This is a genomic window from Fusobacterium massiliense, from assembly GCF_900095705.1.
Taxonomy (GTDB): Bacteria; Fusobacteriota; Fusobacteriia; order Fusobacteriales; family Fusobacteriaceae; genus Fusobacterium; species Fusobacterium massiliense.
On the sequence record NZ_LT608327.1, the window covers coordinates 590,541 to 605,387 of the forward strand.

The following is a 14,847-nucleotide window of genomic DNA, read 5'->3' on the forward strand; positions in this document are numbered from 1 at the left end:
GAAAGGAAAAAAATGGCAAATATTTTTACAGATTATAAAATTAAAAATATACATATAAAAAATAGAATTGTTTTACCTCCAATGGTTAGATTTTCTCTTGTTTCTGATGATGGCTATGTAAATGATAACTTGATAAAATGGTATGGAATGATAGCTAGAAGTGGTGTTGGTCTTATAATAGTTGAGGCATCTGCAGTTGAAGAGAGTGGAAAATTAAGAAAAAATCAAATCGGTATTTGGGACGATAAATTTATGGATGGACTTAGTAGAATTGCAAAAGAAATACATAAATATGATGTTCCTTGTATGATACAAATTCATCACGCCGGTTTCAAAGAAGAAATTAATAATGTTCCAGAAGAAGAATTAGATAGAATACTAAAATTATTTGAAGTAGCTTTTGTGAGAGCCAAAAATTGTGGATTTGATGGCATAGAAATTCATGGAGCTCATAAGTACTTAATATCTCAATTAAATTCAAAAATTTGGAATAAAAGAACAGACAAATATGGTGAACATCTATACTTTTCAAGAAAATTAATTGAAAATACTAAGCATTTATTTAATGATAATTTTATATTAGGATATAGAATGGGGGGAAATGAACCAGAACTTGAAGATGGAATAGAAAATGCCAAACTTTTAGAAAGTTACGGTATAGATATACTTCATGTATCTAGTGGAGTTCCTAATCCAGACTATAAAAATCAATTAAAAATTAATTCTTATCCAAATGATTTTCCTGAGAGTTGGATAATATATATGGGAACAGAAATTAAAAAATATGTAAATATTCCTGTTATAGGAGTAAGTAAAATAAAAAAAGAAAAACAAGCTAGTTGGCTTGTCGAAAATGATTTATTAGATTTTGTTGCTGTTGGTAAAGCAATGATATCTCAAGATAAATGGATGGAAAAAGCAAGAAAAGAGTATAATAGAAGAATTATAGAAAAAGAAAAGGAGAAATTAAAAAATGAATAATATTTTAAATTATTGTATAGTCGTAAAGCAACAAGAAAATGGGAAATTTTTAATTACTTATCCAGATTTTGAAGGTATTTCAAGTATAGCTGAAACAGAAAAAAGTATACAAGACATTGCTAAATCAACTTTAAAATTAAAATATGAAGAATTAAAGAAAAATAATCTTGAAATTAAAGAACCTTTAAAAATATCTGAACTATCTAGGAATTTAAAAAGTGGGGAATTTATAATGAATATTTCTTTTCAACCTAGTTTTGATTTTAAAAAATTAGCTGATAGCCTAAAAGATACTCAAGTTGTTAAAGAAAAAGTTAAAAATGTTATTGATGGAGATATTAAAGAAAAATTTAATAATACCCCAGTAAGAACTTTAGGTATTACAGCCGGAGTAATTTCAATACTAAATACACTACTTTTTTCTTTAGTCGTAATTAAAGTCCCATTTTTTGGTAATTATAGTGTCAACTTCTTTAAAGGTCTAGGAGAGCTAGCTCAAATTAGTAGCGATATCAAAAAACTTAACATTTTGTTATTACTATCTGGTTTTATATTCCTTGCTATAGCAGGGCTTATAATTTTTTCTAGTTTACAATCTAAAAAAAATATTTTTAAGTATTCAACTTTTTCTCATATAGCTTTTTTTATATTATTTTATATAGTTTTATTTATAAAGATTCCAAATGATGCTAGTAAATTTATTTCAATTTCAGCTTTAAAAATATTTATTTATATAATTTCTTCTGGATTAGCATTTTATACATACAAGAGAATGATGAAATATGAAAAATAAAATGTTAGGTAAAAAAAAATTTATAGGATTTTTAGCCTTATTTTTAATTATTTTTATTGCTTTTATTTATTATAAAAATACTAGCTCATACTCACAATTTATTGAAGAAAAAGATAAACAAGTAAAAAGGACTGAATGGAAAAATTCTATTCTTGAAAGTATCAAAAAAAATGATTTTGCCCAAACTGATAAAAAATCATTATATGAACAAGTAATATCTCTTATTACAAAAGAAGAATTCTATCACTTTAAATCTAAAGTTGATGATGATAGGACTATAATAGTTGAAACTAAAGATAATACTTTAAGACAACAAGTTTTTGTTGATGATAAAATAGCTATATTATTAGAATTTACTGCTAATAAAGATTTTAGTGATTATAATTTGCTTATCACAGACTATAATACAAATAAAATTGAAACTTATAACAATTTAACTAGCAATAGTGGTACTGGACTTATTGAATTTAAAAATGGAAATAAAATAGAATTTTTACACAATAAGGGAATTATTAATGGAGAAGCGAAGCTTTATTTTACAAATGGGGATATAGAAATTTTTAATTACTTTCATGGAGAAAAAATAGGAAAAGCTATTAAATTCTATAAAAATGGAGATAAAGAAATATATAGTTACTCAAAAAATGAAACAAAAAATGGAAAATCTGTGTATTATTATTCAAACGGAGATATAGAAGAAGTTAATTATTATAATAGTGTCTTAAATGGACTTGCTAAATATACTTATTCAGATGGTTTTACTGAAGAATATATGTATGTAGATGGAAAAAGAGTAGAAGAAGATAAAGAAAAAAAGAAACTTGAAATAGAGGAAATTGAAGGAAAGGAAGTTGAAGAATCTTATGAGATTAGATAAATTTTTGGTTGAATGTGGACTTGGAACTAGAAAAGAAGTAAAAAAAATGATTTCTTATAAAGAAGTTTCTGTTAATGATTCTTTTAATGTTAAAGCTGACCAAAATATAGACGAAAATACAGATATCGTTAAATATCTTGAAGAAACTTTAACTTATAAAAAATACAGATATTACATTTTAAATAAAGAAGCCGGATATATTACAGCTACTGAAGATGGAAGAGATAAAACTGTTATGGAACTACTTCCTGAATGGGTAATAAGAAAAGATTTAGCTCCTGTTGGTAGACTTGATAAAGACACTGAAGGACTTCTACTACTTACAAATGATGGACAATTAAATCATAAATTATTGTCTCCTAAGAACCATGTAGAGAAAGTCTATTATGTTGAAGTTGAAAAAGATATAAAAGATGAAAGTATTCCTTTATTAGAAAATGGAATTGATATTGGTGGATATATAACTCAACCTGCTAAAGTAAAAAAACTAACTAATAAAAGTCTAGAACTTACGATAAAAGAAGGTAAATTTCATCAAGTAAAAAGAATGTTAGAAGCTGTAGAAAACAAGGTTGTATATTTGAAAAGAATAAAATTTGGAAAAATTGAACTAGAAAATCTAGAATTAGGAGAAGTTAAAGAAATTAAAAAAGAAGAAATTTTATAAAAATATCTTAAATAAGAGAAAGGAAGATAAAATATTATGAAAAAAATTTATTTATTACTTTTGGCTACCGTAATACTAGGTAATGCATGTACTATTGGTTTAGGAACTTCTTTTGGTTTAGGTGGTAGTGGTATCTCTATTGGAACATCTGCTAGTAAAAATATAAGTTTAAACAATAAAAAAGAAACTAACAAAAATGATGAAATAAAAGAAATTAAAAAAGAAGAAGCAAATATATCTGAAAATATACAAAATGAAAATACTCATGCAAATATTAATGAATCTAATGACATAAAAAGTGAAAACAAAAAAAAAGAAAATAAAGAAAATATTGTCAATAAAAGTTCAAAATCAATAAAAGAAGATAATATAAAAAAAAGACATAAACAAGAAAGACAAAATTAAAAATGAATATAAATAGTGTTGATATTTTTTGTGAAGTTATTGATAATTATGGAGATGTTGGTGTAGCTTATAGGTTTGCAAGAGAATTATTTAGAGTTTATCCAAATAAAAAAATTAGATTTATTGTAAATAAAACATCTGAAATAAATTTAATAAAGAAATCTGATTACATTCCAATTTTTACTTTTGATGAAATTAAAAGTCTTAACAAACCTGCTGAGCTTGTTATAGAAACTTTTGCTTGCAATATTCCAGAAAATTATATGAGTAAAATAAGAAATTCTAAAAAGAAAACTTTAATCATTAACCTTGAATATTTTTCTTGTGAAGAATGGGTGGATAGTTTTCATTTACAAGAATCTTTTATGGGAGAAAATATAAAAAAGTTTTTCTACATTCCAGGTTTATCTGAAAAAAGTGGTGGTCTTATTTTAGATAAAGAATTTTTGGAAAGAACTCAAAATGCTAAGAAAAATAAAAAAAATATCTTGTTAGAACTAGGTTTTAAAGATGATTATGATATCATTGGTTCAATATTTTCTTATGAAAAAAACTTTGATATTTTTATTGAGTATTTAAAAAAATTAAATAAAAAAATTCTATTATTTATTTTAAGTGAAAAAACTCAAAAAAATTTTATAAAATATTTTGATAATAATGATTATTATGATAAAATAGAATTTGTTAAATTACCTTTTCTCACTTATGATAAATACGAAGAACTTTTAGCTATATGTGATTTTAATTTTGTTAGAGGTGAAGATAGCTTGGGGAGAGCACTATTGTTAGGAGTTCCATTTTTGTGGCACATCTACCCTCAAGAAGAAAATATACATCTACAAAAATTAAATAGCTTTTTAGAATTATATTGTCCAAATGATATGAAATTGAAAAAAGAATTTTTAGATTATAATTTAAATAAAAATAATTTTTCATATTTTTTTGAGAATTATGATAAAATAAAACATCATAATATAGAATATAGCAAGTATTTAATAAAAAACTGTAATTTAATAGATAAATTTAAAACATTTATAGAAAATATAGGAGGAAATTAATAATGAAAATTGCACAAGAATTAAGAGCAGGAAGTACAATTAAAATAGGAAATGACCCTTTCGTTGTACTTAAAGCTGAATACAACAAGTCAGGAAGAAATGCTGCTGTTGTAAAATTTAAAATGAAAAATTTAATATCAGGAAATATGACAGATTCTGTTTATAAAGCTGACGACAAAATGGACGATATTAAATTAGACAAAGTAAAAGCTATTTATTCGTATGAAAATGGAGGATCTTATGTATTCTCTAACCCAGAAACTTGGGAAGAAATTGAATTAAAAAGCGAAGATTTAGGAGATGCCCTAAATTATCTTGAAGAAGGAATGGAATTAGAAGTTGTTTACTATGAATCAACTCCAGTTGCAATAGAATTACCAACTTTCGTTGAAAGAGAAATTACTTACACTGAACCTGGATTAAGAGGAGATACTTCTGGAAAAGTTATGAAACCTGCTAGAATTAATACAGGATTTGAAATTCAAGTTCCTTTATTCGTTGAACAAGGAGAATGGATTAAAATAGATACTAGAAACAACGAATATGTTGAAAGAGTAAAGAAATAATAAAAAATATCTTATCTAAAGAGGGATTTTTAACCCTCTTTTTATTTTTTTATAAGGAAAGATAGCTAAAATTAGTCTCTGACGTCCGTATTAATTCAAAATACCTGTATTCATTGAACTCCTAGAATTTTTTATTTATCAACAAATTTTATTTATGATTAAAAAATGTACAAAAATAGATAAAAAAAAATCAAATTTTATATCTTAATATATTGACACTTTAAAATATGTATGATAACATTAAAATGATGTATTAAAAGCATATCTTTTGAATAAAAAGTGTTTTTAATATAATTAGATATAAAATTATAATAGGGAGGATTTTATGAAAAAGATTTTATCTTTAATTATGCTTTCAACTGTCTTATTACTTTTAGTTGCTTGTGGTGGTAAAAAAGAAGGTGAAAAAAAAGAAGCTAGAGTTATTAAAGTTACTACAAAATTCGTTGATGATGAACAAACAGCAAAATCTTTAGTTAAAGTTGTTGATGCAATCAATAAAAGAAGTAATGGTAGCCTAGAACTTCAATTATTTACTAGTGGAACTTTACCTATTGGTAAAGATGGTATGGAACAAGTTGCAAACGGATCAGATTGGATTTTAGTTGATGGAGTTAATTTCTTAGGAGATTATATTCCTGATTACAATGCTGTTACAGGACCTATGTTATATCAATCATTTGAAGAATACTTAAGAATGGTTAAAACTCCATTAGTTCAAGATTTAAATGCTCAAGCTCTTGAAAAAGGAATTAAAGTACTATCTTTGGATTGGTTATTTGGTTTCAGAAATATCGAAGCTAAAAAACCTATAAAAACTCCTGAAGATATGAAAGGACTTAAATTAAGAGTACCTACTAGCCAATTATACACATTTACTGTTGAAGCTATGGGAGGAAACCCTGTTGCTATGCCTTATCCTGATACTTACGCTGCATTACAACAAGGTGTTATAGATGGACTTGAAGGGTCTATTTTAAGTTTTTATGGAACTAAACAATATGAAAATGTTAAAGAATATTCTTTAACTCGTCATTTATTAGGTGTTTCAGCTGTATGTATCTCTAAAAAATGTTGGGATAGTTTAAGTGATGAAGAAAGAACTATTATTCAAGAAGAATTTGATAACGGTGCTCAAGACAATTTAACTGAAACTCAAAAATTAGAAGATGAATATGCTCAAAAATTAAAAGACAATGGAGTTACTTTCCATGAAGTAGATGCTGAAGCATTCAACAAAGCTGTTGCTCCTGTATATGGAATGTTCCCTAAATGGACTCCAGGAATTTATGACAAAATTATGGAAAACTTAAAACAAATTAGAGAAGACATTAAAAACGGAAAATAATATTAGTATCAATAACAGAATATGATAATAAATACTAGGGCTGTTGTTATAACAGCCCTTTTCATAAATTAAGGAGTACATATGAAAGATTTTTTAAAAAAGATTGAACTATATATCGGTAGTATATTTATTAGTGTTACAACTATCGTTGTAATAATGAATGTATTTACAAGATATTTTTTAAAGTTTACTTATTTTTGGACTGAAGAAATTGCTGTTGGTTGTTTTGTCTGGACAATATTTTTAGGAACTGCAGCTGCTTATAGAGAAAAAGGTCTTATAGGGGTTGAAGCTATTGTAATTCTTTTACCAGAAAAAATAAGAGATATAGTAGAATTTTTAACATATATTTTACTAACTATTCTAAGTGGACTTATGTGTATATTTAGTTTTACTTATGTAAGTAGTTCTTCAAAAATTACTGCTGCCTTGGAACTTTCTTATGGCTATATTAACTTTGCAATTGTCATTAGTTTTGCTCTTATGACACTTTATTCTATCATTTTTACGATAGAAAGTTTTAAAAAAGCATTTCTAACAAAAGCTAATCAATAAGGGAGGAAAATATGGAAGCATTATATCCAGTTGTAGTATTATTCGTTTTATTCTTTTTAAATATTCCCATTGCTTTTGCTTTAATGGGATCAGCTTTATTTTATTTTATATTTTTAAACACAACAATGTCTATGGACATGGTTATTCAACAATTTGTTACATCCGTTGAATCTTTCCCATATCTAGCAGTTCCTTTCTTTATAATGGTTGGTTCAGTTATGAATTATTCAGGAATAAGTGAAGAGCTTATGAATATGGCAGAAGTTTTAGCTGGTCATATGAAGGGAGGTCTTGCACAAGTAAACTGTCTTTTAAGTGCTATGATGGGTGGAATTTCTGGTTCAGCAAATGCAGATGCTGCTATGGAATCAAAAATTTTAGTTCCAGAAATGATAAAAAAAGGATTTTCTAAAGAATTTTCAGCTGCTGTTACCGCAGCTTCATCTGCAGTAAGTCCTGTTATCCCTCCTGGAACAAACTTAATATTATATGCTTTAATTGCCAATGTTCCAGTTGGAGACATGTTTTTAGCAGGATATACCCCTGGAATTTTAATGACTGTTTCTATGATGATAACAGTTTATATTATTTCTAAAAAAAGAGGCTATGAGCCTTCAAGAGAAAGAATGGCAGGTCCTATTGAAATAGCTAAACAAACAATAAAATCAATTTGGGCTTTAGCTATACCATTTGGAATCATAATGGGTATGAGAATAGGTATATTTACTCCTACTGAAGCAGGAGGAGTTGCTGTTTTCTTTTGTTTCTTAGTTGGTTTCTTTGTTTATAAAAAATTAAAATTACATCATATACCAATAATTTTAATGGAAACTGTAAAAAGTACTGGTGCTGTTATGATAATAATAGCTTCTGCTAAAGTTTTTGGTTATTATATGACACTTGAAAGAATTCCTCAATTTATAACTCAAGCATTAATGGACTTTACAGATAATAAATTAGTTTTATTAATGGTTATAAACTTACTTTTATTATTTGTTGGAATGTTTATAGAAGGAGGAGCAGCACTTGTAATACTTGCTCCATTATTGGTTCCTGCTGTAAAAGCATTGGGTGTAGATCCTTTACATTTTGGAGTTATATTTATAGTAAATATTATGATCGGAGGATTAACTCCACCTTTTGGTTCTATGATGTTCACTGTATGCTCTATTGTTGGCGTACGCTTGGAAGAGTTTTTAAAAGAGGTATGGCCTTTTATAGTTGCTCTTCTTATAGTATTATTCGTTGTAACTTATTCAGAATCAATAGCATTATTTATCCCAAATTTATTTAGATAAGATTAGGAGAAGTTATGAAAAATCTACAAAATATAAAGTGTTTTTTACTAGATATGGACGGAACTATTTATCTTGGTAATGAACTAATTGATGGTGCTAAAGAATTTTTAAAGACTTTAAGAGATAAAAATATAAAATATATTTTTTTGACAAATAACTCATCAAAAAATAAAGATAAATATGTTGAAAAATTAAATAAATTAGGCATAGAAGCTAATCGAGAAGATATTTTTACTTCTGGAGAAGCAACTACTATATATCTTTCGAATATTAAAAAAAATGCTAAAGTTTTTTTATTAGGAACTAAAGATTTAGAAGAAGAATTTGAAAAAGAAGGATTCCAACTTATTAAAGATAGAAATCAAGAAATAGACTTTGTTGTTTTAGGTTTTGACACTACTTTAACTTATGAAAAATTATGGATAGCTTGTGAATATATTGCTAATGGTGTTCAATATATTGCTACTCACCCTGATTTTAATTGTCCTTTAGAAGGTGGAAAGTTTATGCCAGATGCCGGTGCTATGATGGCATTTATAAAAGCTTCAACAGGAAAAGAACCTGTAGTGATTGGTAAACCTAATAGACATATAATAGATGCTATTATTGATAAATATTCTTTGAAAAGAGAAGAATTGGCTATGGTCGGAGATAGACTTTATACTGATATCAGAACAGGAATTGATAACAATTTAACTTCAATTTTAGTTATGAGCGGTGAAACTGATGAAAAGATGTTAAAAGAAAGCCCTTATATTCCTGATTTTATTTTTCAATCAGTAAAAGAACTTAAAGAAAAAATTTAATATTCTCTTATTATAAATAAAGAAATCTCTTGATATCTGTATGAGTTCTACGGACTCAATAACACAGGTTCTTTGAACTGATACGGACGTCAGAGACTAATTTTACTATTCATATTTATACTTTCCTTATAAAGTAAAAATGGAGTATCTATTCTAGATACACCATTCATATTTATTAAATATATTTTTTTATAATTCCAACAATTTCACAAACTTTTTCTTCAGACAAATTTAAACTTTTAAATTCATCAATCATTTCTTCTATTCTAATTAAATTTCCTACTTTACTTCTAACTTCATCTTTTTTCATTTCTATAACATTTTCTATATAACTATCTAATATCTTTTTCATTTTATTCTCCTCAACTTAAATTTATAAAAGTAAAATAAAAGAGCATGTCAAAACAGATTTTTAATAATAAAAATCTAGAACATAAGCAACTTATTCTACTATCAGTAATGATAAAACTACACTTCAGTACATTTATATTACTTTCAATCTAAGTCAATGAATAAAAATAAATATTCCCAAGACAGATGTGTACATCTGTTTTATTTGCAGTCAAATTTTTATTACGGATTAAGAACATTTAACACATCTCCCTTCTTCTGTTGATATATTCATATTATATAGTATAAGATTATAAAAATCAATAGTAAAAAAGTCTCTCTTGACGTCCGTATGAGTTCTACGAGCTCAATAAACACAGGCTCTTCGACTAATATGGACGTCAGAGACTAATAAGCATTTAAATTTATACTTTCCTATAGAATTAAAAACTCTTATATATCGACTATTTATCTATTTTTAAAGCTCTAAATGAATTTAAAACAGCTATTATTGTTACCCCTACATCTGCAAAAACTGCCATCCACATATCTGCAATCCCTAAAGCACTTAGTATTAAAGCAAGAACTTTTACTCCAAAAGCTACTAACATATTTTGGTTTGCTATTTTTATAGTTTTTCTAGCTAATTTTATAGCTGTTATTATTTTACTAGGTTCATCATTCATAATAACAATATCAGCTGCTTCAATAGCTGCATCAGAACCCATAGCTCCCATTGCTATACCAATATCAGCTCTAGCTAGAACTGGTGCATCATTTATTCCATCTCCAACAAAAGCGATCTTACTTTTAGAGTTATTTTTTGATATTATTTTTTCAAATATATCTACTTTATCTTGAGGTAGAAGTTCTGAATAAATCTCATCTATTTCTATATCATTCCCAATATAATTAGCTATATTTTTCCTATCTCCAGTAAGCATAATAGTCTTTTTTATTCCAATTTTCTTCAAATCTCTTATAGTTTCTTTAGTATCTTTTTTTAATTCATCTGATATTAATATGTACCCTATAAAAAGTCCATCAATTTGAATGTACAAAACTGTTCCTATTTCTTCATTCAAAAAATTATTTGGAACGGAAATTAACTTCTCATTCCCTATCATAACTATTTTATTTTCTATACTTGCTTCAATACCCTTTCCAGATACTTCCTTTACTGAATGTATTAAACTTTTATCAATTTCTTTATTATAATATTTTACAATAGACTTTGCTATTGGATGATTAGATGAGGACTCAGCAAAAGCTACTAATCTTAAGGTTTCTTCTTCTGTGTACTTATCATTATACAGAACTATTTTTTGAACTTTAAAAATTCCCTTAGTTAAGGTTCCTGTCTTATCAAATACAATTCTATCTACTTTTGATAGACTTTCTAAATAATTTCCACCTTTTATTAAGATTCCAGCCCTTGATGCTGCTCCTATACCACTAAAAAAGCTCAATGGAATAGATAAGACAAAAGCACACGGACAAGAAACAACAAGAAAAGCTAAAGCTCTAAAAATCCACATTTTAAAATTGTAATCTCCTAATATTATTGGAGGAAATATAGCCAATAATATAGCTAAAATTACAACAATAGGAGTATAGACTTTTGCAAATCTTGTCATTAATCTTTCTGTTTCTGATTTTTTTGCAACAGAGTTTTCAACTAAATCTAAAATTTTGTTTACAGTAGAGTCAAAATATTCTTTAGTTACTTTTGCTTTAATGACACCATTAATATTTATACAGCCACTTAAAATTTTGGTCCCTTCTCTAGCTTCTAAAGGTATAGATTCTCCTGTCAATGGAGATGTGTTAATTGTTGTTTCCCCTTCAATAATTTCTGCATCAAGTGGAACTTTTTCTCCAGGTCTTATCTCTATAATATCTCCTATTTGAACTTCATCTGGCTCAACTTGCATTATTTCATTATTTTTATACAAATTTGCATACTCAGCTTTAATATCCATTAACTCTGCAATAGATTTTCTTGATTTTCCAATTGCATAACTTTGAAATAATTCTCCAACTTCATAAAATAACATTACAACAACAGCTTCAGGGTATTCTCCTATCATAAAAGCTCCTAGCGTTGCTATCGTCATTAAAGTATTTTCATCAAAATAATTTCCTCTTTTTATATTATTCACAAATTTAAAAATAACATTTTTTCCAATAATTACATAACTAATTATAATTAATATAAGCTGTAAATATTGATTTGAATTTCTTAATAACATTGAAATAGAAAATAATACTGCTCCTAAAACAAGAGTTAATTCTTTCTTCTTCATTTTTTTCTCTCTTTCTACTATGCTTTTATTATATTTATATTTGGTTCTATATCTTTTACAAGTTTTTTAACTTTTTCTACAACTTCTTCCATATTTTCACTTTCTAAAGTTAATTTAGTTGTCATAAAATTAACTATAACAGATTTTACACCCTCTATTTTTGCTATTTCTCCTTCTATTTTAGAAGCACAGTGTGCACAATCCAAACCTTCTAATTTAAATACTTTTTTCATATTATTCCTCTCCTTTTTTTTCTTGAATATGTATCAATCCTTGTTCAAATATTTCTTTAACATGATTATCTGACAAGGAATAAAAAACTTCTTTTCCAGATTTTCTAAATTTAACTAAATTTGCCTCTCTTAATCCTCTTAATTGATGTGAAACTGCAGATTTTGTCATATTTAATAGGTTTGCAATATCACATACACACATTTCATTAGAATCTAAAGCCCAAAGTATTTTGATTCTGGTTCCATCTCCAATAACTTTAAAAAAATCTGATAAATCTCCTAAAAGTTCATCCTTCGGGAAATTTTTTCTCGTTTTCTCAACAATTTCAGAATGGACACAATCACAATCACAACTTGCAGTATTTTTTGCCAATATTTTCACCTCTTATATTAAATAAAGTCTCTTGATAGCCGTATGAGTTCTACGTGCTTAACAAAAACAGGCTCTTCGAACTAATATACAGACGACAGAGACTAATTTTTGCTATTTTAACTTATACTTTTCTATGGAATAAAAAAGTCATTTAAATTTTATAATTGAATATCTATTCAACTGTATATATTATAATTGAATATGTACTCAATTGTCAAGTTTTTTTATAAACTTTCTACTTAACAATATTTAAAAAAATTTTAAAATGTATTATAATATAGAATATAAAATATTTTAGGAGGTTTTTATGGATTTATTAAAATTAATAGGTAACAGATATAGTTGTAGAAGATACTCTACTCAAGAATTAAATTCAGAAGTTCTTGATAAGGTTTTAGAAGCTGGTAGACTTGCTCCAACTTCTCACAATAATCAACCTCAAAGAATTTATGTTGTAAAAAGTGAAAAAGCTAAAGAAAAATTAATGAAAGATTTTGCTTATGACTTTAAAGCTCCTTGTTATTTAGTTTGTGGATATAACAAAGATGAAGTTTGGAAAAATGATTTTAACGGAGATAAAGAAAGTGGAGAAATTGATATTTCTATCGTTATGACTCATATGTTGTTAATGGCAGAAGAATTAGGGCTTGGAGCTTGTTGGATTGGTAGAATGAATCCAGAAACAGTTAAAAAAAATCTAGAAATATCAGATAATGTCGAAATTGTTGCTGTTTTAAGTTTAGGATATCACAGAGAAGATGATAGACCATCTAAACTTCATCAAATTCGTAGATCTAACAATGAATTAGTTAAAATTTTATAAAAAATGATTTTTTTATTCTATAAGAAAAGTATAAAATTAAACAGCAAAATTAGTCTCTGACGTCTGAGTTAGTTCGAAGAGCCTATATTCATTGAGCTCGTAAAACTCATACGGCTCTCAAGAGATTTTTTTATTTTTATAATATTATAAACATAGGAGGTTTTTTATGGTAACTGTAAGTGCATTAGGTGCTATAATTGGTCTTGTCGTTGCAATAGTTCTTATAATGAGAAAGGTTAATCCTGCATACTCTCTAATTTTAGGTTCTATTGTTGGAGGGCTTGTTGGTGGAGCTAATATAACAGAAACTGTTGGACTTATGATTTCTGGAGCTCAAGGTATGATTCCTGCTATTTTAAGAATTATTACTGCTGGAGTATTAGCAGGAGTATTAATTGAAACAGGTGCTGCAAAAAAAATTGCAGAGACTATAGTTAGTAAATTAGGAGAGTCTAAAGCTGTAATTGCCATAGTTATTTCTGCAATGATTTTGACTATGGTTGGTGTTTTTATAGATGTTGCAGTAATCACTGTTGCTCCAATAGCAATGGCAATAGCTAAAAAAACAAATTTATCTAGAACAGCTGTTTTAATTGCGATGATTGGAGGAGGAAAATCTGGAAACATTATGTCACCTAACCCAAATGCAATAGCTGCTTCAGATGCTTTTAGCCTTCCTTTGACATCTGTTATGGCTGCAGGTATAATTCCTGCTATTTTTGGTATTATCGTTACAATAATTATAGCTAGAGCCCTTACAAAAAAAGGTAGTGAAATTAAAGAAAATGAAATTAATATTAGCTCTGAAGGTGACGAAGGTCCTAGTTTCTTTGCTGCAATTTTAGGTCCTTTGGTTGCTATTATAATTTTATCACTAAGACCAATAGCAGGAATAGTTATAGACCCTTTAATTGCTCTGCCTTTAGGTGGTTTTATCGGTTGCTTATTTATGGGAAAATTAAAACATTTCAATGAATATTGTGTTTTTGGACTTGGAAAAATGATTGGTGTTGCTATATTGTTACTTGGAACTGGTACTATATCTGGAATTATAGCAAATTCTGACCTAAAAACTGTATTAGAAAACTTCTTATCATCTACTGGTGCTCCAGCATTCTTGTTAGCTCCACTTGCTGGAATACTAATGTCAGGTGCTACTGCATCTACAACGGCTGGAACTGCAGTTGGAAGTAAAGTTTTTGGTCCTAGTTTACTTGATTTAGGGCTATCTCCAATTAGTTCAGCTGCTATGATACATTCTGGTGCTACTGTTTTAGATCACTTACCTCATGGAAGTTTTTTCCACGCAACTGGTGGAAGTGTAAATATGGATATGAAAGAAAGATTAGCACTAATTCCATTTGAATCTATAGTTGGTCTTACTTTAACTATTGTCTCAACTATTATTTATGGTATTATTTTTTAATG

At 27.1% G+C, this 14,847-nt stretch carries 17 protein-coding genes; 13 read left to right on the forward strand and 4 right to left on the reverse strand.

What is annotated here, in order from left to right; translation table 11 throughout:
* The first annotated feature begins 12 nt into the window (after window positions 1–12).
* The 11 genes from BQ2505_RS07155 to BQ2505_RS07205 all read left to right on the forward strand — a co-directional run bounded on the left by BQ2505_RS07155 (window position 13) and on the right by BQ2505_RS07205 (window position 9,354).
* A complete protein-coding gene (locus BQ2505_RS07155; protein WP_074017080.1) occupies window positions 13–981 on the forward strand; it encodes an NADH:flavin oxidoreductase in 969 nt (322 codons plus the stop codon).
* Window positions 974–1,774, forward strand: coding sequence for a type II toxin-antitoxin system HicB family antitoxin (locus BQ2505_RS07160; RefSeq protein WP_074017081.1), 801 nt, complete (start codon window positions 974–976; stop codon window positions 1,772–1,774). Before BQ2505_RS07155 ends, BQ2505_RS07160 begins: the two co-directional genes overlap by 8 nt.
* Window positions 1,764–2,651, forward strand: coding sequence for an MORN repeat-containing protein (locus tag BQ2505_RS07165; protein WP_074017082.1), 888 nt, complete (start codon window positions 1,764–1,766; stop codon window positions 2,649–2,651). Before BQ2505_RS07160 ends, BQ2505_RS07165 begins: the two co-directional genes overlap by 11 nt.
* Window positions 2,638–3,318: a pseudouridine synthase gene (locus BQ2505_RS07170; RefSeq protein ID WP_074017083.1), complete on the forward strand. Its 681-nt coding sequence runs from the start codon at window positions 2,638–2,640 to the stop codon at window positions 3,316–3,318. Before BQ2505_RS07165 ends, BQ2505_RS07170 begins: the two co-directional genes overlap by 14 nt.
* A 36-nt stretch (window positions 3,319–3,354) precedes the next feature.
* Complete coding sequence (locus BQ2505_RS08735; RefSeq protein ID WP_074017084.1) at window positions 3,355–3,723, forward strand: hypothetical protein; 369 nt, start codon at window positions 3,355–3,357, stop codon at window positions 3,721–3,723.
* A gap of 2 nt (window positions 3,724–3,725) precedes the next feature.
* On the forward strand, window positions 3,726–4,781 hold the full coding sequence (gene earP / locus BQ2505_RS07180; protein WP_074017085.1) for an elongation factor P maturation arginine rhamnosyltransferase EarP: 1,056 nt from the start codon (window positions 3,726–3,728) through the stop codon (window positions 4,779–4,781).
* 2 nt (window positions 4,782–4,783) lie between these two features.
* Entirely contained in the window at window positions 4,784–5,347 is a 564-nt protein-coding gene (gene efp / locus BQ2505_RS07185) for an elongation factor P (protein ID WP_074017086.1), read from the forward strand.
* Between the two features lie 325 nt (window positions 5,348–5,672).
* Window positions 5,673–6,695: a C4-dicarboxylate TRAP transporter substrate-binding protein gene (locus BQ2505_RS07190; RefSeq protein ID WP_074017087.1), complete on the forward strand. Its 1,023-nt coding sequence runs from the start codon at window positions 5,673–5,675 to the stop codon at window positions 6,693–6,695.
* A gap of 81 nt (window positions 6,696–6,776) precedes the next feature.
* Window positions 6,777–7,250 carry a TRAP transporter small permease gene (locus BQ2505_RS07195; RefSeq protein WP_074017088.1) on the forward strand — a complete coding sequence of 158 codons (474 nt, stop codon included), beginning with the start codon at window positions 6,777–6,779 and terminating at the stop codon, window positions 7,248–7,250.
* Window positions 7,251–7,261: 11 nt separating this feature from the next.
* Window positions 7,262–8,548, forward strand: coding sequence for a TRAP transporter large permease (locus tag BQ2505_RS07200; RefSeq protein ID WP_074017089.1), 1,287 nt, complete (start codon window positions 7,262–7,264; stop codon window positions 8,546–8,548).
* Window positions 8,549–8,562: 14 nt separating this feature from the next.
* The gene (locus BQ2505_RS07205) at window positions 8,563–9,354 is read left to right on the forward strand and encodes an HAD-IIA family hydrolase (RefSeq protein WP_074017090.1); all 792 of its coding nucleotides are present in this window, start codon (window positions 8,563–8,565) and stop codon (window positions 9,352–9,354) included.
* A 175-nt stretch (window positions 9,355–9,529) separates the two neighbouring features.
* Here the strand turns inward: BQ2505_RS07205 and BQ2505_RS08740 are convergent, their stop codons facing one another.
* The 4 genes from BQ2505_RS08740 to BQ2505_RS07220 all read right to left on the reverse strand — a co-directional run bounded on the left by BQ2505_RS08740 (window position 9,530) and on the right by BQ2505_RS07220 (window position 12,596).
* Window positions 9,530–9,706: a hypothetical protein gene (locus BQ2505_RS08740; protein ID WP_154662209.1), complete on the reverse strand. Its 177-nt coding sequence runs from the start codon at window positions 9,704–9,706 to the stop codon at window positions 9,530–9,532.
* 442 nt (window positions 9,707–10,148) lie between these two features.
* On the reverse strand, window positions 10,149–11,990 hold the full coding sequence (locus BQ2505_RS07210; RefSeq protein WP_074017091.1) for a heavy metal translocating P-type ATPase: 1,842 nt from the start codon (window positions 11,988–11,990) through the stop codon (window positions 10,149–10,151).
* Between the two features lie 17 nt (window positions 11,991–12,007).
* Complete coding sequence (locus BQ2505_RS07215) at window positions 12,008–12,223, reverse strand: heavy-metal-associated domain-containing protein (RefSeq protein WP_074017092.1); 216 nt, start codon at window positions 12,221–12,223, stop codon at window positions 12,008–12,010.
* Window position 12,224: 1 nt separating this feature from the next.
* Window positions 12,225–12,596, reverse strand: a complete 372-nt coding sequence (locus BQ2505_RS07220) for an ArsR/SmtB family transcription factor (RefSeq protein ID WP_074017093.1) — start codon at window positions 12,594–12,596, stop codon at window positions 12,225–12,227.
* Between the two features lie 307 nt (window positions 12,597–12,903).
* Here BQ2505_RS07220 and BQ2505_RS07225 point away from each other — a divergent pair, with 307 nt between their 5' ends.
* Window positions 12,904–13,419 carry a nitroreductase family protein gene (locus BQ2505_RS07225; protein WP_074017094.1) on the forward strand — a complete coding sequence of 172 codons (516 nt, stop codon included), beginning with the start codon at window positions 12,904–12,906 and terminating at the stop codon, window positions 13,417–13,419.
* Window positions 13,420–13,585: 166 nt separating this feature from the next.
* The gene (locus BQ2505_RS07230; protein ID WP_074017095.1) at window positions 13,586–14,845 is read left to right on the forward strand and encodes a GntP family permease; all 1,260 of its coding nucleotides are present in this window, start codon (window positions 13,586–13,588) and stop codon (window positions 14,843–14,845) included.
* Window positions 14,846–14,847: the final 2 nt, after the last annotated feature.